The sequence below is a fragment of the Devosia sp. genome, assembly GCF_041917035.1.
Lineage (GTDB): Bacteria > Pseudomonadota > Alphaproteobacteria > Rhizobiales > Devosiaceae > Devosia_A.
Window position 1 is genome coordinate 1 of the sequence record NZ_JAYRYM010000040.1, and the last position, 21,182, is coordinate 21,182.

Here is a 21,182-nt window from a genome sequence, read left to right on the forward strand (position 1 = left end):
GGGCAATGGCCGCGCATCGTCGCCTCCGCCGCCGGCGCGCACGAGCCGCATCGCGTCGCCTTCTATCTCTACGAGCTCGCGGCCGCCTTCCACGGCTTCTGGGCCAAGGGCAATCAGGACGTTGCCTTACGATTTGTTAACGCCGATGATTCAAAGCTGACCTTGGCGCGACTCGCCCTTGTCGCCGCCGTTCGTCAGGTGCTCGTCAATGGCCTGAGTCTGCTGGGTGTTTCTGCTCCGGAAGAGCTTTCATAATTCCGGCGCATTGGCGTGTTGAGTGACCGGCACGCTCGGCGGGGGTCGAGGCGAGCATCGGGGTCCTACAAAGGGGGCGCTGCTTTTCATGACAGCGAGACCGCAGCAGATGTCTGATGGCCAGGAAAAATCCGACGACCTGATCGCCGAACTGGCCAAGTTGATGGCCAGTGGGGCGGGCGGGGCAGAAGAGGCCAAGCCTGCTCCCCGGTTGGTTTCGGCGACCGATGCACCGCGCCCCGCGACCCCGGCCATTCGCATCCCGGGGATGGAAGCAATCGCGCCTGCGCCGGTGGCTGGCGGTACGCCGACCGCACCGGTTTCGCCGGCAGCGGCGCCCGCCATGCTCCGCATTCCCGGCATGGATCAGCCGGTCGCCGCGGCCCCGACTGCCCGGCCCGCGACGCCGCCGCCTGTGGCACCCGCTCCGATCGCCTCCGCGGCGCCGGCTCCGGTGGCTTCGGCCGCGGCGCTCGAACCGGAACGTCGCCCGGCAACCATCGATTTCGGCACCCTGCCGCCGGCGGCGGCGCCGAGACCCGAACCCCTGGCCAACTGGCAGGACCGCGAGATTCCGAAGCCGGTTCCCGTTCGCCCGGTCGTGGCGGAGACCCGGCCTGCTGCGAGCAGCCCGGTCGAACCCTTGCCGCTTGCTGCGTCGGCTCCTGCGTTTGCGGCGCCGGTGCCGTCGGTTCTGCCGACCCCGGCCAGGCCCGCTGCACCGCTGACCGGCCACGCGCCGGCCGATGTGACCGTCATGCCGCAGCCGCCCATCGTTTCCGGCAAGCCGGCACCCGCGGGCGACAGCTTCGATTTCGACTTCGGCTTTGCCGGCGAGGCACCCCAGCCACCCGAACCACGCAGCGCGATGCCGGCCGTCCGCCCCTCGGCGCCGCGCGTCGTTTCCGGCGATCCCATTGCCGACCTGATCGCGGCCGACCTCGATGCCATCGAGGACCTGGCGCCGCCGGCGACTCCGACCCCTGCCATCGTGCGCCCGCCGGTGCAGCCGCCGGCACTGCGCACGGCGGCGCCGCCGGCACAGAGGCCGGCCGCCCAGGCGACTCCCCGGCCCGCGGCCACTCCTGTCGCTGCGCCTCCGGCGCGCCGGCCGGCGGATGAGCGCTTCACCCCGGTCTTCGGGGTCGGCGGCAAGCCGGCGCCGACGACGTCCGAACCGGATCCGATGGACGAGATCGAGAGCCTGATTGGCGAAGCCGTCAGGGTTGAACTCGCGGCCCCGGACAGGCCTGCCCCCATCCAGCCGGCGCCCGCTCCGGTGGTGCCGCCTCTGACGACCGGCTTTGCCCCGCGTCGCGCCGCCATCAAGGATGCCGAACCGCACGTGTCCTCTCCGGAGGCGGCCATTCTCGCTGCCGCTGCGGCCTCGGGGGCCGAGGTCGGGCGGATCGACGCGGGACCGGATCGCGCCGCCAGCCCCTACAAGCGGCCGAAGGCCCAGCCGGAACGGCGCGGCCTGCTGTCGGGTGGCATGCGCCAGTATGTCGGCATGGCCGTGGCGGGCACGCTGCTGCTCGCGGCCGGTTTCGGCCTCTACTGGGTGCTCGGCATGGGCCGCACCAACGACGCCGAGGCACCGGTGCTCTCGGCTGACGCCACCCCGGTCAAGGAGACGCCGCCGCCCGCGGCGCCGGCCGATACCCAGGGCTCCGTCGTCTTCAACGAACTGGCCGGCGACAATGCCGCGCCCGCTGACGAGCAGCTTGTCTCGCGTGACGACAGTGCCGAAACCTCGGTCGCCGATGTCGCGCGCGCCGTCGGCGACGACACGGCAACGGTCGCCGGCGAGAGCGAACTTGCCAACCGCAAGGTGCGCACCGTCACCGTACGTCCGGACGGGACCATCGTCAGCGGCGACGACGCCGTGGCGGGCTCCGAAGCACTACCCGTCGACCGTCCGAATGTGCCGGAGCTGCCGGGCACCGACGTGCAGCCGTCGCAATTGCTTGCCGCCTTGCCAACCGACACGGCCGTTGCCGATCCCATTGCTGCGGCCATTGCGACAACCGACCCGGCGACGCCGGCAGACACCGCGCTCACGGCAGTGGTTGTTCCCAACCCCGAGGCGATCATCGACCCCAGCGTCGTCGCTCCGATTCCTGCCGCCAGACCGGTGGACCGGGCCGCCTTGGCCAGCACCAGCCGGCAGACGACGGCAGATGTGTCCGGCCCTCTCGACCTCGTGCCGGCCGAGCAGGCCAATACGCTCGCCGCTCCGGTGTCCGCCTCCGGCGGCGCCTACGTGCAGCTTTCCTCGCAGCGTACTGAGGCCGATGCCCAGGCCTCCTTGCGCAGCACGCAGAACCGCCTGTCCGGCCTGCTCGAGGGCAGGGGGCTCGAGATTCGCCGTGTCGATCTGGGTGCGAAGGGCATCTGGTACCGCGTCGTTCTGCCCACCGGCTCGTTCCAGCAGGCGATCCAGGCCTGCGCGTCGTTCAAGGCCAACGGAGCCGACTGCGTCGCCATCAACGGCTGAGCGGGGCTTCGGCCCCGTCAGCGCCTGTAGACCAGCGTCCGCAGTACCGCGAAGTTGAAGACCATCCCCACAATGCTCCCCGCCGCCAGCGCGAGCAGCGGGTGGATCGTCGGGATCATCCCCAGCACGGCGGCGAAAACCCCGTAGTTGACCAGCGCGCCGAGCACCTGCACCGCCAGGTACCCGGCCGCTTCGCTTCTTGCCGACGCCGCGCGGCGTTCGGTGAAGGTGAACACGCGGTTGAGCAGGAAGGTCGCCGTCACCGCGATGAGGAATGCCGGCGGGCGGGCGATCAGCGGTGGCAGTCCGATTGTCATGAGCAGCATCAGGCTTAGTCCATCCACCCCGAACCCGATCGCCCCGACAACGGCAAACGGGACGATGCCGCCGATCACGTCGTCACATCGGGGATGGCGTTGTAGGCCCGCACGAAGTCGGCCTCGGCGGCATGCCGTATGGTGTGCAGCACGAGGCCGGACGTGAAGAAGAGAAAGCCCAGGATGGAAAGTCCGACCACCACCATGGCCGTCGGCAGGTAGGGCACCAGCCCCGTGGCGAAGTAGCTGACGAAGAGCGGAATCGACAGCCCTCCCGAGAGCGCGAAGAACAGCGCCGAGAGCACCGTGAAGAACTGCAGCGGTCTGAGGTCCTTGAGGAACAGGAAGTAGTAGAGCAGGATCCGCGTCCCGTCGCGGAACGAGTGCAGCTTGCTCACCGATCCTTCCGGGCGACTGGAATAGCGCGTCTCCACTTCCGCCGTGGGGAGCCGGTAGAGCGCCGCATGCGCGCTCAGCTCGGTCTCGATCTCGAAGCGCCTGGAGCGGGCCGGAAAGGTCTTGACGAACCGGCGGGACATCACCCGGTAGCCCGAGAAGATGTCGGTGACGCCGCCGCCGAACAACCGACGGAACAGCGAGGTGAAGATCTGGTTCGCCGTTCGGTGCCCGCGCCGGTACTGCCCCTGCGTGTTGCCCTGGCGTGTGCCGGTCACCATCGCCAGCCGCTCTTCCACCAGCAGCGAAATCATCTCCGGCGCCCGCGAGATGTCGTAGGTGTCGTCGCCGTCGATCAGCACATAGACGTCCGCTTCCACCGTGGTGAACAGCCGGCGCACCGCCGAACCCTTGCCCTGGGCCCGCTCGGTGATGACGATGGCGCCACTCTGGCGGGCTGCAGCGGCGGTGTCGTCGGTGCTGTTGTTGTCGCAGACCCAGATCGCCGCCCCTGGCAGGGTCTGGCGGATCGAAGCGATCGTCCGGCCGATGGTCCTGGCTTCGTTGTAGCAGGGCAGGATGACCGCGACGGCAATGCTCACGGGGGAAACTCCGGTAGGGACCCGCAGCGGGCCGAACGGCAACCTCATGGAACGGCGGCCACGGGCTCCTCTCGGAGGCGCCGCGACTCGGACGGAGACCCGACGGCCGTTCCTACGAGAAGCGATCAAGGGGATGCCCGGGGGCAAGCGCAAGCCCGCGGCAGTCGGTTTCCACCTGAGAACGCATGCTTGCTTGACGGTCACCGTCCGACCCGCCAAGCTTGCCCCAACGAGGCAGGCCGCCCATGAACGACACCACGCCGGATTGGCTTGCGGACCCTCCCGCCCGTGACGAAGAAGTGCTCTACGTCGATGTGGCCGGCTACGAAGGGCCGCTGGACCTGCTTCTCGACCTCGCCCGGCGGCAGAAGGTCGACCTGTCGCGCATCTCGGTGCTCGCCCTTGCCGAGCAGTATCTCGAGTTCATCGAGACGGTCCGCGAGAAGCGGATCGAGGTCGCTGCCGACTACCTCGTGATGGCGGCCTGGCTCGCCTACCTCAAGAGCCGGTTGATGGTGCCCGTGCTTCCGAGCGACGAGGAGCCGACCGGTGAGATGATGGCCGCCCTGCTGCAGTTCCGCCTTTCCCGCCTTGAGGCCATGCGCCGCGCCGCGATGCAACTGGTGAACCGGCCGCGACTCGGACGCGAAATCCATGCGCGCGGCCAGCCCGAGCCGTTCGGAGTCGAACGGCGACACGCGTTCGAGGCGAGCCTCTACGACCTGCTCAAGGCCTACGCCATGCAGCGCGAAAGGGCCGTGCCGCAGGAGTACCACCTGTTCGAGCGATCGGTCTGGTCGCTGGCCGAGGCGCGCGAGATCCTGCAGCGCCTGATCGGCGACAGCATGGACTGGGTGCCGCTCGAAGCCTATCTCGATCGCTTCCTGGGGGACAGCGGACAGCGCCGCACCGCCATGGCCTCGAGCTTCGCCTCGAGCCTTGAACTTGCCCGGCAGGGGCACATAGAACTGCGCCAGACTCTCAGCTTCGGTCCGCTGCTCGTGCGGCGACGCCGGAGCGAGACGGAGACCGGCGACGGAAAGTAGGCTGCATGATTGAAGAGCCGTTCGGAGATGAACCCGGCCAGATCGCCGACCGGAACCTGCGGGTGATCGAGGCGCTGCTGTTCGCCACCGCCGATCCGCTGTCCGTCGATGAGATCGTTCCTTTTCTAGGGGAGGGTGCCGACGTGCCGGCCCTCCTCGAAAGGCTCGCCGAGCGCTTCCGTGGGCACGGCGTCGAACTGGTGCGCCGCGGTGATCGCTGGGCCTTCCGCACTGCCGAGGACCTGTCTTTCCTGCTGCGCCGCGAGCAGACGGAGACTCGTCAGCTGTCTCGCGCCGCCCTCGAGACGCTCGCCATCATCGCCTACCATCAGCCCGCTACGCGCGCCGAGGTCGAGGAAGTGCGTGGCGTCGCATCCGGCGGCGGCACCTTCGACGTGCTCATGCAGACCGGCTGGGTGCGCATGCGGGGGCGCCGCCGCACTCCGGGCCGGCCGGTGACCTACGGCACCACTGAGGCCTTCCTCGATCACTTCGGGCTCGAGAGTCTGGGCGATCTCCCCGGCCTCGAGGAACTCAAGGGGTCGGGGTTGCTCTCGTCCCGCCTGCCTCCGGGCTTCCAGGTGCCGCTGCCTTTCGATGGTCCGTTGCGCGACGATGAGGATCCGCTCGAGCCGGACGACGCTGGCGACGACGAGGGCGCGACGTGAGCGCCGAGGAACTTGGAGGCTGGGGCCCGCGCGGAACGGCCGGCGTCAGCTTCGCCTCCGCCCTTGCCTTCGACCATGTCGAGGTGGCGCTGGGCGGCCGCACGGTACTCGACCGGTTCACCCTGCACCTGGTGCCGGGCGAGATCGTCTGTCTGCTCGGCGAGTCCGGTTCGGGCAAGTCGACCATTCTGCGCGTGGCCGCCGGCATCCAGCGCATTGATGCGGGGACCGTGTCGATCAACAATCGCGTCGTGTCGGGCAACGGCATCCACCTGACCCCCGATCGGCGCGGTATCGGGCTGATGTTTCAGGACTTTGCGCTGTTCCCGCACCTGACGCTCCTGCGCAACGTGCTGTTCGGCCTGCGCCGGCTCGATCGCGGCGCGGCCCTTGCGCAGGCCCGGCAGGCTCTGCGCCGGGTGGGCCTCGAGGATCGCGAGGACGACTTCCCCCATATGCTGTCGGGCGGCCAGCAGCAGCGGTTGGCATTGGCCCGCTCGATCGCACCCCGGCCCGGTATCCTGATGCTCGACGAGCCCTTTTCGAGCCTCGATGCCCGGCTGCGCGAAACCGTGCGCGCCGAAACCCTCGCCGTCCTGCGCGAGACCAATGCCACCACGGTGATCGTCACCCATGACCCGGAAGAAGCGATGCTGCTCGGCGACCGTATCGCCCTGCTGCGTCGCGGCAGGCTGGTGCAGATCGACACCGCAACGGCGATCTATCGTCATCCGGTCGACCTCAACGCCGCGCGCTTCTTTTCTCCGTTGAGCGAGATCGAGGCCCGGGTGCACGGGGGCAGGGTGGAGACCCCGCTCGGCTCCGTCCCCGCGCCCGGCCATGCCGATGGCACCAGCGTCATCGTCGCTCTGCGACCGGTCGGCGCGCTCCGGATCGAGGCCAGGGGCGGCGAAGGGACGCCGGGCCGCATCATCAGCAAGCGCGATGCCATCGGCGTCGACCTGTGCGAGGTGATGGTCGCCGGCCTTGAGCGCCCGCTGGCCGTCCGTCAGGTCGCCGATGCCGGCTTCGTCCCCGGCTGCGACGTTTTCCTGACGCTCAATCCGGAACACGTCCTTGTGTTCGCCAAGGAATGAACCTATTTCTGCGAGTTAGTGTAAGCGTTACGTCCAGGGTGGAGACCAGTCCATGCACGCGCCAGGCATTTGGGGCATCATTGTCGTTGCGATCGTCGTGATCCTGTTGTTCGGACGCGGCAAGATCGCTGGCCTCATGGGGGAAGTGGCCTCGGGCATCAAGTCATTCCAGAAGGGCATGCGCGACGAGGACAAGCCGGCGCCGCAGCTCGACACCACGGCCAGCGTCGACGCCAGCCGTACCACCGAGAAAGCCAAGGACGCCTGATCTGATCGATCTGGTGTCCGCGTACGCGGAGTCAGCACATGCTCGGCGTCGGCTGGACCGAGATGCTCTTGATCGGGGTCGTGGCGCTCATCGTCATCGGCCCCAAGGAACTGCCTGCGGTTATGCAGCGCATCGGCAAGTTCGCCGGAACCATCCGGCGCATGGGGTCGGAGTTTCAGCGTGAGCTGAACAAGACCACCGGCCTGAACGAGATCACCAACCTGAGGAACTCCGTGACCGCGCCGCTGAAGGCGACGGCCGACGCGATTCGCAAGGAATTCAACACGGTGACACCTTCGGGTGCCGTCCAGCCCTCGGGCGTCATCAAGCCGGCCGATCCGGCCGCGCAAAGCGTCGTCAACGAGATCAAGGCCGCCGCCGGCATCGCCCCCTCGGCCAGCGCCCCGGCCGACGCGGCGACAGCGGCCGCTCCCGTCGTGCCGGTGGCGGCAGCGGCGGCCATCGCCCCCAGCGCGGCCGCCCCGCAGCCTGTCGCGGCCCCGGTGAAGGCCCGGCGACCGACCAAGGTGGCGGCACCGAAGGAGTCGGCGGTCGCGGCCTCCGATTTGCCCGCGCCGGCCCGGCGCCCCCGGGCCAAGAAGCCGATCGAGTCACCTGCGCCGGTCGAGGCCATCGCCCCGGCGACGACGGACAAGCCCGCTACGCGCAAGCCCGCGACGCGCAAGAAGCCCGCCCAACCTGTCGTCGATGAGAAACCCTGAACATGGCCGAGCAGACCAAACTGGCCGCGTCCACGTCTGGCGGGTCCAAACCGGCGGAAGATGAACTCACCGGCAGCGAAGCCCCGCTGCTCGACCACCTGATCGAACTCAGGAAGCGCCTGATCCGTTCGATCCTCGTGATCTTCGGCCTGCTGATCGCCTGCTTCTTCATCGCCGAGCCGATCTACAACGTTCTCGTCGAGCCGTATCGCCGGGCCGTGGCGCCGGCGCCCGTGGAGATGATCTTCACCGCCCCGCAGGAATATTTCTTCACCCAGCTCAGCCTTGCCTTCTTCGGCGCGCTCTTCCTCGGCTTCCCCTATCTCGCCGTCGAGATCTACGGCTTTGTCGCGCCCGGGCTCTACAAGAAGGAGCGGCGCGCCTTCGTGCCGTATCTGGTTGCGACGCCGGTGTTCTTCGTGCTCGGCGCGATGATGGTCTATTTCGCCGTCCTGCCGATGGCGATGGCCTTCTTCCACTCGATGGAGACCGAGGAGATCACGATGCTCGTGAAGGTCTCCGAGTACCTTGGCCTCGCCATGACGCTGATCATCGCCTTCGGCGTCTGCTTCCAGCTGCCGGTGGTACTGACGCTGCTGGCGAGCATCGACCTGGTCAGGGCGGAGACGCTGAAGAAGGGCCGCAAGTACGCGATTGTCGCGATCCTCGTCGTCGCGGCCTTCATCACTCCTCCCGATCCTATCTCGCAGATCGGCCTCTCGCTGCCGATGTACCTGCTCTACGAGGTATCTATCATCTCGGTGCGGATGGTGCAGAGGCGCCGGGAAGCCGCCTTGGCGGCAGAGTCGGCGGCCACCGGCCAGTCGTGACCCAGGCCTCAGGGCTCGCCTCACGGTTGCTTTCCTGATCCGGAACAAATATAGAACATGCCGCCCCCTGGCCGTTGCGGAGACCAGACGTGAATCGCGCACTTGTCGTTATCCTGGCGGCCGTCATGCTGGACGCCGTCGGGATCGGCCTGATCTTTCCGATCCTGCCCAACCTGCTCAAGGACGTGACGCATGCGGCGGAGGTAGCGACGCTCATCGGCCTCATGCTGGCGCTCTACTCGGCCATGCAATTCCTCTTCTCGCCGGTCCTGGGCGTGCTCAGCGACCGCTATGGCCGCCGTCCGGTCCTTCTGCTCTCGCTCGCCGGCGCCGCCATCGACTACCTGGTGATGGCCTTTGCTCCGGAACTCTGGATGCTGGTGGTCGGCCGCGCCATCGCCGGCATCACCAGTGCCAACATGGCGGTGGCCACGGCCTACATCACCGACATCTCGGCCGAGGAAGAGCGGGCGCGGCGGTTCGGCTACTTCCATGCCATGTTCGGCATCGGCTTCATCATCGGCCCGGTCATCGGCGGCCTCCTGGGCGACATCTGGGTCCGGGCGCCCTTCATGGCGGCGGCGATCCTCAACGCCGGCAATTTCGCGCTGGCCCTGTTCGTGCTGCCGGAGTCCCGCAAAGGCACCGCCGAGGCGCGTTTCGATCCGGCCACCCTCAATCCCTTTCGTCCGCTCGGCTGGGCCTTCAGCTTCGCCGCGCTGCTGCCGCTGATGGCGATCTTCGTCATCATGAACTTCGTCGGCACCATGTACGGCACCGTATGGGCGCTGTTCGGCCAGGACATGTTTGCCTGGAACGGTCTCACCATCGGCTTGTCGCTCGGCATCTTCGGATTCTTCCACGCCGGCGCGCAGGCACTGCTCACCGGCCCGGCGGCGGAACGGCTGGGGGAGAAATGGGCCCTTGTCCTCGGTATGGCCTGCGAGCTGGCGGCGCTGGCCGTCCTCGGCTTCGCTGCGGAGGGCTGGATTCTGTTCGCGCTGGCGCCACTGTTCGCCCTGGGCGGCATCGGCATGCCGGCGCTGCAATCGCTCACCACGCGACAGGTTGACGCGGATCACCAGGGGCAGCTGCAGGGCGTGCTGGCGAGCCTTGTCAGCCTGTCTGCCGTCTTCGGCCCGGTGTTCTTCAGTTTCGCTTATTTTGTCATCAAGCCGACCTGGCCGGGGCTGGTCTGGATCATCGGCGGCGGCATCTATCTGCTGGCCCTGCCGCTGTTGCTGACGCTTCGTCGCCCGCAGACTGCCGCATCGGCGCCCGACCGTCGCCAAAGTTGAGCCGAAATTGACCGATCATTAACAGAATAGCGCTGGCCGACGCCCGGAGATGCCCGGATTTCCTTGCGTTTCAGGCAGAATCGACCAAGGTTCACCGCGTTTCGGTTCGCCAGCCACGGCGGGCACCCCACAGTGAGGAAACACTATGTCAAACAAGAACGATCTCATCGGCGCCGTAGCCGAGAAGGCCGGCCTGACCAAGGCCCAGGCCGGTGAGGCTGTCGACGCCGTCTTTGACGCGATCACCGCGTCTCTGAAGAGTGGCGATGAAGTGCGTCTGGTCGGATTCGGCACCTTTGCAGTGTCCAAGCGCAAGGCCAGCGTCGGCCGCAATCCGGCCACTGGTGCCGAGATCAAGATCCCGGCCTCGAACCAGGCCAAGTTCAAGCCCGGCAAGGGTCTCAAGGACGCCATCAACTAAGGTTGTGGCTCCGGCTTTGTCGGACTGTCGCGTGGCCCCGAGCGTTCCAGCCGGGGCCATGGCTTTTCCGGCGGACAGTCAGCCTCGGGTTGACGGCTGCCCGGCGACCCCCTAGTTAGGGCGCCGCGCTCAGGCGCATCCGGGCGGTTAGCTCAGTGGTAGAGCATCTCGTTTACACCGAGAGGGTCGGCGGTTCGAGACCGTCACCGCCCACCAGTTTCCCCACCTTCATCGCGCTCGCCTCCGACCTGCCCCGGAGCAGCTTTTGCCAACGTCGACAAGGCGTTGGCGCATCCCGTGAGTTTTTCGGCGCAGGGCGCTTGACTTGTGTGGGGGGCGTCGTTACACGAACGCCACGTTGCGCGGCCAAGCCGCTCAAGCGGGAGTAGCTCAGTTGGTTAGAGCGCCGGCCTGTCACGCCGGAGGTCGCGGGTTCGAGCCCCGTCTCTCGCGCCACCCTTCCTGAAACCGTCGTTGTTCGGACGTGGCGCAGACCCCGTTCGCGTCGGCGCTGAGCAATTCGCTGCTGCCGCCGTCGGTCCACTGTCCTGTCTAGCGCTCCGTGGAACTGTTCACTTCATTCGTCCTAGGAACTTATCGGTATTGACGATCCCGGAAGAGATGATAACGTTTTCATCCCTACGAGGTGAACTATGCCCGAAACCGCGAACTACCTTGACATGGCGAGCCGGATTGTTGCCGCCTACGTGAGCCGCAACACGACGTCCCCGGCAGACGTGCCCCGGCTGATCGCCGAGGTTCATGCCGCCCTGAGGGCCGTTTCGAGCGGCGAAGCCCCGCGAGCGTCGGTATCCACGACCGAGGAGTTGAAGCCCCTGCTGCCGGTCAAGAAGACCATTACGCCGGAGTTCCTCATCAGCCTTGAGGATGGCAAGCCCTACCGCAGCCTGAAGCGGCACCTGGCCGCACTCGGAATGACTCCCGACCAGTATCGACGCAAGTGGGGTCTGCCGCCCGACTATCCGATGGTCTCATCGGGCTACTCCGCATTGCGTTCCGCCCTCGCCAAGGGCATCGGCCTCGGCGAGCACGATCGGACCGGTCGCGCCGCCTGACCGCATGGCCGGCGCCGGGCCAGGCGCCGGTCGTCAGTTGACCCTCCACGCCGCGAGCCGCATTGCCGACACCGCATTGGCGTGCGCATCGAACCCCTCGTAGGTGGCGAAGCGATGCGTGTGCGGCGCCATCTCGTCGAAGGCGCGCCGCGTCAGGTGGCCGACCGTCGAGGTCTTGAGGAAGTCGCGAACGCCAAGGGCCGAGTGCGTCCGCGCCCAGCCCGATGTCGGCAGCACGCAGTTCGGTCCCATCATGTAGTTGGCGATCGAGCCCACCGCATACTCCCCGAGCAGGATCTCGGCCGCGTTGCGGATGTGCGACAGATGCTCGTGCGGTTCCTTCGAGATCACCTGCAGGTGCTCCGGCGCATAGTCGTTGATGAAGGCATAGGCCTCCTCCGGCGTGCGCGTCAGCACGATGCCGCCGCTGCTGCCACCCAGCACCGTCGCCGAAAAGCCGACGCGCAACTCGCTCATCTGCCGCCAGTACTCGGGGATCGCGCTCCGCGCCGCCTCCGCCACGTCCCGCGACCAGGTGACGAGGAACGCCGAGGAATCCGGGCCGTGCTCGCTTTCGATGATCAGGTCGAGCGCCGCGATGCGTCCATTGGCCGTTTCATCGGCGAGAATGATGCTCTCGCTCGGGCCGGCCGGCAGGCCGGGATCGATGCGGTCCGAGAGCAGGCGCTTGGCCGCCACTACCCAGGGGCTGCCCGGCCCAACGATCTTCATGCACTTCGGGATCGTCGCCGTGCCGAAAGCCGCCGCCGCCACCGCCTGGCCGCCGCCAACCCGGAACACCTTTTCGACGCCTCCCAGCCGCGCCGCGACCAGCGTGGCGGCGTCGACCCTGCCGTCAGGGCCGGGCGGGGTCAGGAGGATGGCCTGCGGCACCCCGGCGACCGTCGCCGGAATGGTGGTCATCAGCGTCACCGACGGGAACGACCCCTTGCCGCGTGGCGCATAGCAGGCCACCGAGTCGATCGGCGTCGTGCGCTCGCCGACCAGCACGCCCGGCCGGATTTCCTTCATCCACATCTCCGGCGGCATCTGCGCTTCGTGGAAGCGCCGGATGTTGTCGGCCGAATAGCGCAACGTCTCGATCAGCTCCGGATCGAGGACCCTGAAGGCCTCGTCGAAATCCTCGGGCGTCGCGGCCAGCTTGTCCGGCTCGACCGGAGCCTTGTCGAAATCGCGGGCGAAGCGGGCGATGGCCTCGTCCCCTTCGATCCGCACCGCCTCGATGATCGGCGCGACCTTTTCGAGGAACGGCCCGAGGTCGGCCTCGCTGCGGGTGAGCAGCGTGGTGCGCTGGGCGGAGGTGAGGGCGGCAAGCTCGTGCCAGGCGACGGGATGCGACATTGGGGGGAACTCTCGTTCAGGCGGGATCGAGCGCCATGACCTTCAGGGTTTCCTCGCGGATATCGGCGAGGACGGTGCGCTTCAGCGCGGTGAATTCGGGGCTGGTGACCACGTCGTAGCGCCGCGGGCGGCCGATCGGTACCTCGAGGTCGCGCTTCAGCCGCCCTGGACGGGAGGCGAGCACGACGACTCGGTCGGCCAGGAAGATCGCCTCGTCGACGTCATGGGTGACGAACAGGACCGTCACCTTGTGCTCTTCCCACACCTTCAGCAGCAGTTCCTGCATCATGCCCCGCGTCTGCGCGTCGAGCGCGCCGAACGGCTCGTCCATCAGCAGCAGCGAGGGGCGGTAGACCAGCGCCCTCGCGATGGCGACGCGCTGCCGCATGCCGCCCGACAGCTGGCGGGGAAACGCCGTTTCGAACCCGACCAGGCCGACTGCCTGCACATAGTGCCGCACCAGCTCGGATTTCTCCGTCGATGACAGGCGCGACTTTTCCAGCGCGAAGCGGATATTGCCCTCGACTGTCAGCCATTCGAACAGGCTATAGCCCTGGAACACGAAGCCACGGTCGCGCCCGGGACCGGCGACCGCCTTGCCGTCGATGCGGATTTCCCCGAACGTCGGCTCGGCCAGGCCGCCCACCATGTTGAGCAGCGTGGATTTGCCGCACCCGGAGGTTCCGACGATCGAAACGAACTGGTTGGTCGGCACCTCGAGGTCGATCTGGTCGATGGCCAGGAACTCCCTGTCGCCCTCGCCGAACACCTTGCCCACGGCATCGATCGAGACCTTGGACGGCGCGGTCATCGATCGGCCGTCCAGCGGAACAGCGTCCGCCCGAAGCGCTTGAACAGGTAGTCGGTGATCAGGCCCAGGAGGCCGATGAACAAGGCCCCGAAGATGATCGTGTCGGTGGCGAGGTAGCGCTGCGCGTCCATGATGCGCCGGCCCAGTCCGGTCTGCGCCGCCACGAGCTCGGCGACCACCAGATAGGTCCAGGTCCAGCCCACGGTGATCCGGAACGTATCCCAGATGCCGGGAAGCGCCGCCGGCAGGATGATCCGCCACAGGATCTCGGTATTGGAAAAGCCCAGCGTCTGCCCGGCCCTGATCAGGTTGATGTCGATGGACTTGACGTTGTCCATGATCATCAGGGCCATCTGGAAGAACGTGCCGAGAAACAGAATCAGGATCTTCTGCTCGTCGCCGATCCCGGCCCACAGGATCGAGAGCGGAATGAGCGCCACCACCGGCATGTAGCGCACCGTCGAGATCAGCGGCTCGAGCGCGCCCTCGAAGATGCGGAAATTGCCCATCAGGATGCCGGTCGGTACGGCAAGGACGGTGGCGGCGAGCCAGCCGACCATGATCCGATAGGTGCTGACGGCAGCGTCGGAGAACAGGACGCCCGTCGATATCTGCCGCCAGGCCTCCTCGACGATGGCGAGCGGGCTGGGCAGGAACAGCGGCCTGACGAGGCCCATTGCAGTGACCGCGAGCCACACGATCACGATCATCGCCGGCACCACGAACCCGGCGCTGGTGAAGATCGAATCCGGGATCGGGCCGCGCAGCCTGAACAGGCCGGCGCGCCGCTCCGCCTTGCGACGGTCGGTGCGGCCGCGGGCGGCCTGTTCGGCGACGGTGGGACGATTGGGCATGTCGGGACCAGGGGGGGTGGCGCCCGGAGGCGCCACCACGGGGACTACTGGGCGAGCCCCTTGAGCGCCGTCAGGTCGAGGATGGCATCGCCCGCCGGCACGATCTTGATCTCGTCGGGCTTGGCTTCCTGCATCAGGCCACCGATTTCGACCACCGTCGCCTGGAACGGGCCATCGAGCTCGGCGAGGTTCTCCTTGATGTCGAACAGCTGCACCCCGGCGAAGGCGGTCTTGAACTCCTCCATCGGCGAGCCCACCGCGTCGGCGATGATCTGTCCGCCGGCGTCGGGGTTTTCGCGCAGGTAGGTCACGGCCTGGTCCCAGGCCCTGATGATGCCCTGCAGTTCGGCGGTGTGGGCGGCAACGAAGTCCGCCGGCCCTGCGAGCACGTCCGAGATCAGGCCGGGCTTCTCTCCGGCGGAGAACAGGATCTTGAAGTCCGGTCCCTCCGACAGCGCCGCCGAGATGTACGGCTCGTAGGTCACCGCCACGTCGACGCGCCCCGCGATCAGCGCGAGGCCGGCATCGGAGGCATTGATCGGCACCGCCTCGATGTCCTTGAGGCTCATGCCGTTGACCTTGAGCGCATAGTTGATCAGCAGGTCGCTCGTCGCGCCGACCTCGTAGGCCACCTTCTTGCCCTTGAGTTCGGTGATCGAGTTGACCGCCTTGTTGGCCAGCACCGCGTCGGCCGTGGTCGACCCGTCCATCAGCATGAACGCCTTGAGGTCGATGCCGTTGTTGAGCTGCAGGATGACGCCGTTGGTGGCGATCGAGGTGACGTCGATGTTGCCGCTCGCCAGCGCCACCGCCAGGTCGGCGTCCCAGCCGAAATTCACCAGCTGCACGTCGACGCCCTGTTCCTTGAAGAACCCCTGCTTTTCGGCGATCCACAGCGGACCGTAGCCGAGCCAGGGCTGCAGCCCGATCTTGATCGGCTCGGCCTGCGCCGCCGTGCCGGCGGCAAGGCCAAGGGCGAGGGCGAGAAGGGTAGTTGCGAGTTTCATGGGCGATTTCCCTGTTTGATGCGGATTTGTGCAGTGGGTCATTCTTGGCATGGACGCTTTCACTTTGAAAAGTGCCGAAGCAGGTTGGCGGTGAGGCGGCCCACGGCGGTCGACTCGTCCGGCCCGGGCAGCGCGCCGAGAAACGAGACCGAACTGGCGCAGAACAGCCTGCCGCCGCCCGGGTGCTGCCAGAAGCACATGTCGGCGCGTCGCTGCGCCTGGCGTTCGGCCTCGCCGGCCTCGTGCCATTTGCCCGGGTCGTCCACGTAGCTGGGTGGAAAGCCGCTGGCCGTGGCGAGCACCACCATGTCGTGCGGGCTGCCGAGGTGGCGGCTCATCGCATCCACCTCGTACCCCGCGGCGCCGCCGAGCACGATGCCCCCATCCCCGAAGGTCTCCGGCACGCCCTCGAACAGCCACGCGAACGTGGCGCCGTTGCCGGCCTCTGTGCGCGTGAAGGGCAGGGCGCGGGTGAAGCCCATCAGGGCGATGCCCACCCCAACCAGCCGATACTCTCCCCTGCCGCGGTCCCTCAGATAGCCGCCCGGTTCGTTGCTCAGCGCCAGCCCCATCTCCGCCAGCGGCCCGTCCCAGGTTCGGCCCGACTGGGTCGGACCGCGCCGCAGCTCCATCAGGTCGTCGCGGTAGGCGACCGCCGCCGCGAAGCCGTTGCCGCCGAGGTAGGCGAGATTGCCGCCCTGCGCCAGATAGTCGCGGTAGGCCTGCTCCATCCCGACCGACAGGTACTCCGGGTGGCTGCCGGTCACGATGCCCCGGTACCGACGGAGCAGCCCGACACCCTGCTGATGGAGGTCGGCGTCGGTCGCGACGTCGATGGTAATGCCCTCCCGCGCGCAGAACCTGAGGAAGTGCAGGTCGACCGGCAGGTTGTGCGGATCGCCGCACAGCGGGTAGCGGTAGTCATCGCGCAGCGTGGCCTTGGGTTTGCGCGTCGAAACCAGCGACACCCCGCTGCCGTCGGAGTGGTAGTCGTAGAGCGAGCGCAACTGGTTGTCCCGCGCGAACTCGTGCCCGCGGTCGGTCCCGATCCACTCGTAGAGATGCGGCGGCAGGTACTCGTCGGCATAGGCCAGGTAAGTCGAGGTCGGCACCACGAACAACAGCGGCGGCCGGGTCCCCGCCGGCGGCGCGACGAAGAACGGTAGCCGTTCCGTTACGGCTCCGGCGCGCACCTCGAACGCGTAGACACCGGACTCCGCCGCCGCCGGCACCCCCACCTCGAAACTCTCCGGCCAGTCCAGCCCGGCCATGTCGGTGTCGTGGAAATGCACCGCATCGTAGTGTTCCGGCGCCAGCCGCGCATCCAGCACGCTTCCGTCCCAGCGCGCCGAGGTGACGCAGAAGGTCGGGTTGCCGTGGAGTGTCAGTGAGACGCCGGCGTCGACCAGCGGTTCCACCGCGAACAGCGTCGGGAACACCCATCGAGCCTCGCCGGCGGCGCCCGTGAGCACGAGGCGGCCGAGCCGGCAATTGAGCGTCGGCAGCGTCTCGGCGGCATCGGAACACAACACCAGGCGCACCGGGGCAGGGGCCTCGAACGGCCCGGAACAGTAAAAGGGCCGGAAATCGTCGAGCGTATCGACGCTGAGTTCGCCGCCCGGCCAGTCGAGCACCACCCGCAGCCATTGCTGCGTCGGCACGACCGCCAGCGCCGCTTCCGTTTCGCCCGACCGCAGCAGCAGTTCGCCACCGTCGACCAGCAGCGAAAAGCTGCCGGCATCGAGCAGCACCCGCCTGCCCGTATTGCGCGTCAGCAGCAGTTCGAAGCCGAGGCGCTGCACCTCGCCCAGCCGCTGGTGCCCGCTGATCTCTGCCCAGGCGCCCTGCGGAAACGCGCGATGCGCGACCGCCGCGAGCGGGCGCACTGGCCAGTCCATTGCCGGCGCCCCGTCGCGGTCGAGCCTGACGATGCGGACCGTCTCGATCGCCCGATCGGAAGAAAGGCAGAGCGAACGCCTGCCGGTCGACCCGGTCCAGGGCTCCACATACCCCGCGATGGCCAGGGCCCGATGCTCGACCTTTCGGTGCATTGGTCAGATTTCCCCTGCAGCAGCGGCCCATTAGCCGCACTCGGGCCGGTCGGCGCAACGGAGGATTTCCAAGCGCGTCGTCCTGCCGCAATAGTGGGTCACCTCGCATGTCTCTGGCGGACCCGGCAATGATCCATTCGACGCGCTTCGACCTCACCGGCCAGCTGGCACTCGTCACAGGCGCCAGCCGCGGCATCGGCGCCGCGCTCGCGCGGGGCCTCGCCGAGGCGGGTGCCGACGTCGTCCTCGCCGCCCGCGGGCGCGCTGCCCTCGAGGATGCCGCGGCGGAGATTCGCGCGATCGGCCGCTTGGCAACCGTCCTCGACCTCGATGTCGGCGACTCGACCGCGATCGACGCTCTCTTCGCCGAGCTCGCGGGGCGCCGGCTCTTCCCGACCATCCTCATCAACAATGCCGGGACCGAACAGGTCGCACCGTCCCTCGAAGTCACCGGGCCTCTCTGGGATCGCATCGTCGGCACCAATCTCAAGGGTGCGTTCTTCGTCGCCCAGGGCTTTGTCCGGCAGTTGGCGGGGCGGTCCGGCTGCATCGTCAACCTCTGCTCGCTGAGCTCGGAGGTCGGCATCCCCACTGCCGTGCCCTACACCGCTTCGAAAAGTGGCCTCGCCGGCATGACGCGGGCGCTGGCCGCCGAATGGGCGCCGCTGGGCGTACGGGTCAACGGCCTCGGGCCGGGCTATTTCGAAACCGACATGACGGCCGGCTTCTACGCCGATGCCGGGTGGCGCTCGGCCATGCTCGCCAAGCTGCCGATGCAGCGATTCGGCGAGCTGGACGACCTGGTCGGTGCCGCCGTCTTCCTCTGTGCGCCTGCCTCGGCCTACGTCACCGGCCAGGTGCTCTATGTCGATGGCGGCTATCTGGCGAGCATCTAGGCTCCCGCGGACGCGGTGCACCTCTGAGTCGGCCTAGGCCAAACTCCTAACTGTGGCTGAAGACACATTGCTCAAATGTAGCAACAAGATAGTCAAAGTCTCGACGCATGGCTGCCATGGTTTCGCCGCAGCTTGTGGCCCCATGGCAACAGGCATCGTCAATCGGTCCAAAGGTGCGACCGTGCTCTGTTGGGCGACTTGCACCTGCTGACCACGCGGCCTACCTCACACCCGTCTTGAGCTCTGACTAAGGATATTGAAATGCGCTCTCTCAAGCTCGCCCTGCTGGCCTCCGTTGCGGTCGCCGGCATCACCTCGGCGGCTGCCGCGGCGGATCTGATCATCGATCCCGCACCGGCCCCGGTCATCGACAACTACGGGTCTGTCGACTGGAGCGGTCCGTATGCCGGTCTCTGGGTGTCCGGTCAGACCGACTCGATCTTCGGACTGGGCGCCGATCTCGGCGTGAACGTCCTGATCGACGGAAATCTTCTCGCGGGCGTCGAAGGCAACGTCGCCTGGTTGAACGATGACAGCTGGCAGGGCCAGGTGCACGGCAAGCTCGGTTTCGCCGCCGAGACCTTCGCCTTCTACGGCCTCGCCGGCGTCGGCGCCAATTCCGCCACCGACGCCTATGCGCCGATCGGCGTCGGCGCCGAGGTCATGCTGGCTGACAACCTGTCGCTGAAGGCCGAGTACCAGTACCAGTGGGATTTCGACACCTCGGCAGAGGACGCCCACGTGGCCAAGATCGGCTTCAACTGGCACTTCTGACCGGCGCCACGGCTCACGGTTCTGGAGGGCCCCGCTTCGGCGGGGCCTTCTGTTTTTGAGCCGGCAGGACCGGTGTCGCCGGGGCGACGACGCGGGCCCGGCGGACAATAAACAGGAGAGTGGAACTCAAGTTTTGTTTTCCTTGAAACGGGGGGAGTCGTGGGATAATCCCGAGCCCATCGCATTCGCGTCGCCAATGTTGCCCATAATCGCAGCTTTGGCCGCGCGAAGCGGCCCTCGCAGGGACGGCCCTCGACCATAGGCTGCACTATGAACGCGTTGCTCAGCGACTACCTGCCGATCGTCATCTTCATCGGCCTTGCTGCCGTAATCGGCCTCGCCCTCCTCGTTGCCCCCTTTCTCGTCGCCTACAAGAAGCCTGATCCGGAGAAGGTCTCCGCCTACGAGTGCGGCTTCGACGCGTTCGACGATGCCCGCATGAAGTTCGACGTGCGCTTCTACCTCGTGTCGATCCTGTTCATCATCTTCGATCTCGAGGTGGCGTTCCTGTTTCCCTGGGCCGTGGCCTTCAGGGATGTCGGCTGGTTCGGCTTCTGGTCGATGATGCTGTTCCTCGGCGTGCTGACGATCGGCTTCATCTACGAATGGAAGAAAGGCGCGCTCGAATGGGATTGAGCGAAACTGGCGGCACCCTGATCGCGCCGCGCCCGACCGGCGTCCTCGATCCTGCGACCGGCAAGCCGATCGGGGCAAACGACCCGTTCTTCACCGAGATCAACAACGAGCTGGCCGACAAGGGCTTCCTCGTCACCTCGACCGACGAGCTGATCAACTGGGCCCGGACCGGCTCGCTGATGTGGATGACCTTCGGCCTCGCCTGCTGCGCGGTCGAGATGATCCAGATGTCGATGCCCCGCTATGACGTCGAGCGCTTCGGCCTTGCGCCGCGCGCTTCGCCGCGCCAGTCCGACGTGATGATCGTCGCCGGCACGCTGACCAACAAGATGGCTCCCGCCCTTCGCAAGGTCTACGACCAGATGCCGGAGCCGCGTTACGTCGTGTCGATGGGCAGTTGCGCCAACGGCGGCGGCTACTACCACTATTCCTACTCGGTCGTGCGCGGCTGCGATCGAGTGGTGCCCGTCGACGTCTACGTACCGGGCTGTCCGCCCACCGCGGAGGCCCTGCTGTACGGCCTCCTGATGCTGCAGAAGAAGATCCGCCGCACCGGCACGATCGAACGATAGGACCGGCCATGGCCGAGGGCACCTCCCAATCTCCGCTGGCTGCGCTGGCCGAACGTCTGCGCAATTTCTACGGCGAACGTCTGTCCGGCCTTTCGCTGGCTTTCGGCGAGCTGACGGTGGATGTGACGCGTGGGGAACTGCTGGAGGTGGTGCAGCACCTGCACGACGCCGAGAGCTTCGTCTCGCTGACCGACGTCTGCGGCGTCGACTATCCCGAGCGCGCCGACCGCTTCGACGTTGTCTACCACCTGCTGAGTCCCAAGCAGAACCTGAGGATCAGGCTCAAGGTCGCGACCGATGAGGGGACGCCGGTCCCGTCGATCACCGGCATCTTCCCGGGCGCCGACTGGTTCGAGCGCGAGGCCTACGACTTCTACGGCATCCTGTTCACCGGTCATCCCGATCTGCGCCGCATCCTCACCGACTACGGCTTCGACGGGTATCCGCTCCGCAAGGATTTCCCGACCACCGGCTATGTCGAGCTGCGCTACGACGAGGAGCGCAAGCGCGTCGTCTACGAGCCGGTGAAACTGGCCCAGGAGTTCCGGCAGTTCGACTATTTGAGCCCCTGGGAAGGCACCGACTACGTGCTTCCGGGGGATGAGAAGAAGTCGTGAGTGGTGAATTGTGAATGGTGACTCTCAAAAGCCGATCACTGACTACCGCGACCTCGATGTTTGGAATGAGTCGATGAATTTGGCCGCTGACGTCTACGAGTTGACTGGG

At 67.2% G+C, this 21,182-nt stretch carries 23 protein-coding genes and 2 tRNA genes; 18 read left to right on the forward strand and 7 right to left on the reverse strand.

Annotated elements, in window-relative coordinates; translation table 11 throughout:
* Together ACE3TU_RS06640 and ACE3TU_RS06645 are read left to right on the forward strand one after the other, a co-directional pair.
* Positions 1-255 (forward strand): DALR anticodon-binding domain-containing protein (locus tag ACE3TU_RS06640; RefSeq protein ID WP_374621858.1); only part of this gene is annotated, 255 nt, incomplete at its 5' end.
* Positions 256-364: 109 nt separating this feature from the next.
* Positions 365-2,752: a hypothetical protein gene (locus ACE3TU_RS06645; protein WP_374621860.1), complete on the forward strand. Its 2,388-nt coding sequence runs from the start codon at positions 365-367 to the stop codon at positions 2,750-2,752.
* A 17-nt stretch (positions 2,753-2,769) separates the two neighbouring features.
* Here the strand turns inward: ACE3TU_RS06645 and ACE3TU_RS06650 are convergent, their stop codons facing one another.
* Together ACE3TU_RS06650 and ACE3TU_RS06655 are read right to left on the reverse strand one after the other, a co-directional pair.
* Positions 2,770-3,147 carry a GtrA family protein gene (locus ACE3TU_RS06650; RefSeq protein WP_374621863.1) on the reverse strand — a complete coding sequence of 126 codons (378 nt, stop codon included), beginning with the start codon at positions 3,145-3,147 and terminating at the stop codon, positions 2,770-2,772.
* Positions 3,144-4,067 carry a glycosyltransferase family 2 protein gene (locus tag ACE3TU_RS06655; RefSeq protein WP_374621865.1) on the reverse strand — a complete coding sequence of 308 codons (924 nt, stop codon included), beginning with the start codon at positions 4,065-4,067 and terminating at the stop codon, positions 3,144-3,146. The genes ACE3TU_RS06650 and ACE3TU_RS06655 overlap by 4 nt, the downstream gene beginning before the upstream one ends.
* 245 nt (positions 4,068-4,312) lie before the next feature.
* On the opposite strand from ACE3TU_RS06655, the gene ACE3TU_RS06660 reads away from it, so the two are divergent.
* From ACE3TU_RS06660 to ACE3TU_RS06710, 11 genes are all read left to right on the forward strand, one after another.
* Positions 4,313-5,113, forward strand: a complete 801-nt coding sequence (locus ACE3TU_RS06660; RefSeq protein WP_374621867.1) for a ScpA family protein — start codon at positions 4,313-4,315, stop codon at positions 5,111-5,113.
* Positions 5,114-5,118: 5 nt separating this feature from the next.
* Positions 5,119-5,781 carry an SMC-Scp complex subunit ScpB gene (gene scpB / locus ACE3TU_RS06665; protein ID WP_374621870.1) on the forward strand — a complete coding sequence of 221 codons (663 nt, stop codon included), beginning with the start codon at positions 5,119-5,121 and terminating at the stop codon, positions 5,779-5,781.
* On the forward strand, positions 5,778-6,878 hold the full coding sequence (locus ACE3TU_RS06670; RefSeq protein ID WP_374621873.1) for an ABC transporter ATP-binding protein: 1,101 nt from the start codon (positions 5,778-5,780) through the stop codon (positions 6,876-6,878). The genes scpB and ACE3TU_RS06670 overlap by 4 nt, the downstream gene beginning before the upstream one ends.
* A gap of 52 nt (positions 6,879-6,930) precedes the next feature.
* Complete coding sequence (gene tatA / locus ACE3TU_RS06675) at positions 6,931-7,146, forward strand: twin-arginine translocase TatA/TatE family subunit (protein ID WP_374621875.1); 216 nt, start codon at positions 6,931-6,933, stop codon at positions 7,144-7,146.
* Positions 7,147-7,184: 38 nt separating this feature from the next.
* Positions 7,185-7,868, forward strand: a complete 684-nt coding sequence (gene tatB, locus ACE3TU_RS06680) for a Sec-independent protein translocase protein TatB (protein WP_374621878.1) — start codon at positions 7,185-7,187, stop codon at positions 7,866-7,868.
* A gap of 2 nt (positions 7,869-7,870) precedes the next feature.
* Positions 7,871-8,698 (forward strand): twin-arginine translocase subunit TatC, encoded by an 828-nt coding sequence (gene tatC / locus ACE3TU_RS06685; protein ID WP_374621880.1) that lies wholly within the window; start codon positions 7,871-7,873, stop codon positions 8,696-8,698.
* A gap of 125 nt (positions 8,699-8,823) precedes the next feature.
* Positions 8,824-9,996, forward strand: a complete 1,173-nt coding sequence (locus ACE3TU_RS06690; RefSeq protein ID WP_374621914.1) for a TCR/Tet family MFS transporter — start codon at positions 8,824-8,826, stop codon at positions 9,994-9,996.
* A 145-nt stretch (positions 9,997-10,141) separates the two neighbouring features.
* On the forward strand, positions 10,142-10,417 hold the full coding sequence (locus ACE3TU_RS06695; protein ID WP_374621883.1) for an HU family DNA-binding protein: 276 nt from the start codon (positions 10,142-10,144) through the stop codon (positions 10,415-10,417).
* A gap of 141 nt (positions 10,418-10,558) precedes the next feature.
* A tRNA-Val gene (locus ACE3TU_RS06700) sits at positions 10,559-10,633 on the forward strand.
* Positions 10,634-10,796: 163 nt separating this feature from the next.
* Positions 10,797-10,873: transfer RNA gene (locus ACE3TU_RS06705), tRNA-Asp, on the forward strand.
* Between the two features lie 197 nt (positions 10,874-11,070).
* Complete coding sequence (locus ACE3TU_RS06710; RefSeq protein ID WP_374621885.1) at positions 11,071-11,493, forward strand: MucR family transcriptional regulator; 423 nt, start codon at positions 11,071-11,073, stop codon at positions 11,491-11,493.
* A gap of 33 nt (positions 11,494-11,526) precedes the next feature.
* On the opposite strand, the gene hisD is transcribed toward ACE3TU_RS06710, so the two are convergent.
* The 5 genes from hisD to ACE3TU_RS06735 are packed head-to-tail and all read right to left on the reverse strand — an operon-like array spanning position 11,527 to position 17,578.
* On the reverse strand, positions 11,527-12,855 hold the full coding sequence (gene hisD, locus ACE3TU_RS06715) for a histidinol dehydrogenase (RefSeq protein ID WP_374621888.1): 1,329 nt from the start codon (positions 12,853-12,855) through the stop codon (positions 11,527-11,529).
* Between the two features lie 16 nt (positions 12,856-12,871).
* Positions 12,872-13,666: an ABC transporter ATP-binding protein gene (locus ACE3TU_RS06720; protein ID WP_374621890.1), complete on the reverse strand. Its 795-nt coding sequence runs from the start codon at positions 13,664-13,666 to the stop codon at positions 12,872-12,874.
* Positions 13,663-14,520: an ABC transporter permease gene (locus ACE3TU_RS06725; RefSeq protein ID WP_374621893.1), complete on the reverse strand. Its 858-nt coding sequence runs from the start codon at positions 14,518-14,520 to the stop codon at positions 13,663-13,665. Before ACE3TU_RS06725 ends, ACE3TU_RS06720 begins: the two co-directional genes overlap by 4 nt.
* Positions 14,521-14,564: 44 nt before the next feature.
* Entirely contained in the window at positions 14,565-15,527 is a 963-nt protein-coding gene (locus ACE3TU_RS06730; RefSeq protein WP_374621895.1) for an ABC transporter substrate-binding protein, read from the reverse strand.
* Positions 15,528-15,586: 59 nt separating this feature from the next.
* Positions 15,587-17,578 (reverse strand): N,N-dimethylformamidase beta subunit family domain-containing protein, encoded by a 1,992-nt coding sequence (locus tag ACE3TU_RS06735; protein WP_374621898.1) that lies wholly within the window; start codon positions 17,576-17,578, stop codon positions 15,587-15,589.
* Between the two features lie 128 nt (positions 17,579-17,706).
* Here ACE3TU_RS06735 and ACE3TU_RS06740 point away from each other — a divergent pair, with 128 nt between their 5' ends.
* The 5 genes from ACE3TU_RS06740 to ACE3TU_RS06760 all read left to right on the forward strand — a co-directional run bounded on the left by ACE3TU_RS06740 (position 17,707) and on the right by ACE3TU_RS06760 (position 21,073).
* Positions 17,707-18,474 (forward strand): SDR family NAD(P)-dependent oxidoreductase, encoded by a 768-nt coding sequence (locus ACE3TU_RS06740; RefSeq protein WP_374621901.1) that lies wholly within the window; start codon positions 17,707-17,709, stop codon positions 18,472-18,474.
* Between the two features lie 261 nt (positions 18,475-18,735).
* Positions 18,736-19,248, forward strand: coding sequence for an outer membrane protein (locus tag ACE3TU_RS06745; RefSeq protein ID WP_374621903.1), 513 nt, complete (start codon positions 18,736-18,738; stop codon positions 19,246-19,248).
* A gap of 270 nt (positions 19,249-19,518) precedes the next feature.
* On the forward strand, positions 19,519-19,884 hold the full coding sequence (locus ACE3TU_RS06750; RefSeq protein WP_374621905.1) for an NADH-quinone oxidoreductase subunit A: 366 nt from the start codon (positions 19,519-19,521) through the stop codon (positions 19,882-19,884).
* Positions 19,875-20,456, forward strand: coding sequence for an NADH-quinone oxidoreductase subunit B family protein (locus tag ACE3TU_RS06755; protein ID WP_374621908.1), 582 nt, complete (start codon positions 19,875-19,877; stop codon positions 20,454-20,456). Before ACE3TU_RS06750 ends, ACE3TU_RS06755 begins: the two co-directional genes overlap by 10 nt.
* An 8-nt stretch (positions 20,457-20,464) precedes the next feature.
* Positions 20,465-21,073 carry an NADH-quinone oxidoreductase subunit C gene (locus ACE3TU_RS06760; RefSeq protein WP_374621911.1) on the forward strand — a complete coding sequence of 203 codons (609 nt, stop codon included), beginning with the start codon at positions 20,465-20,467 and terminating at the stop codon, positions 21,071-21,073.
* Positions 21,074-21,182 lie beyond the last annotated feature (109 nt).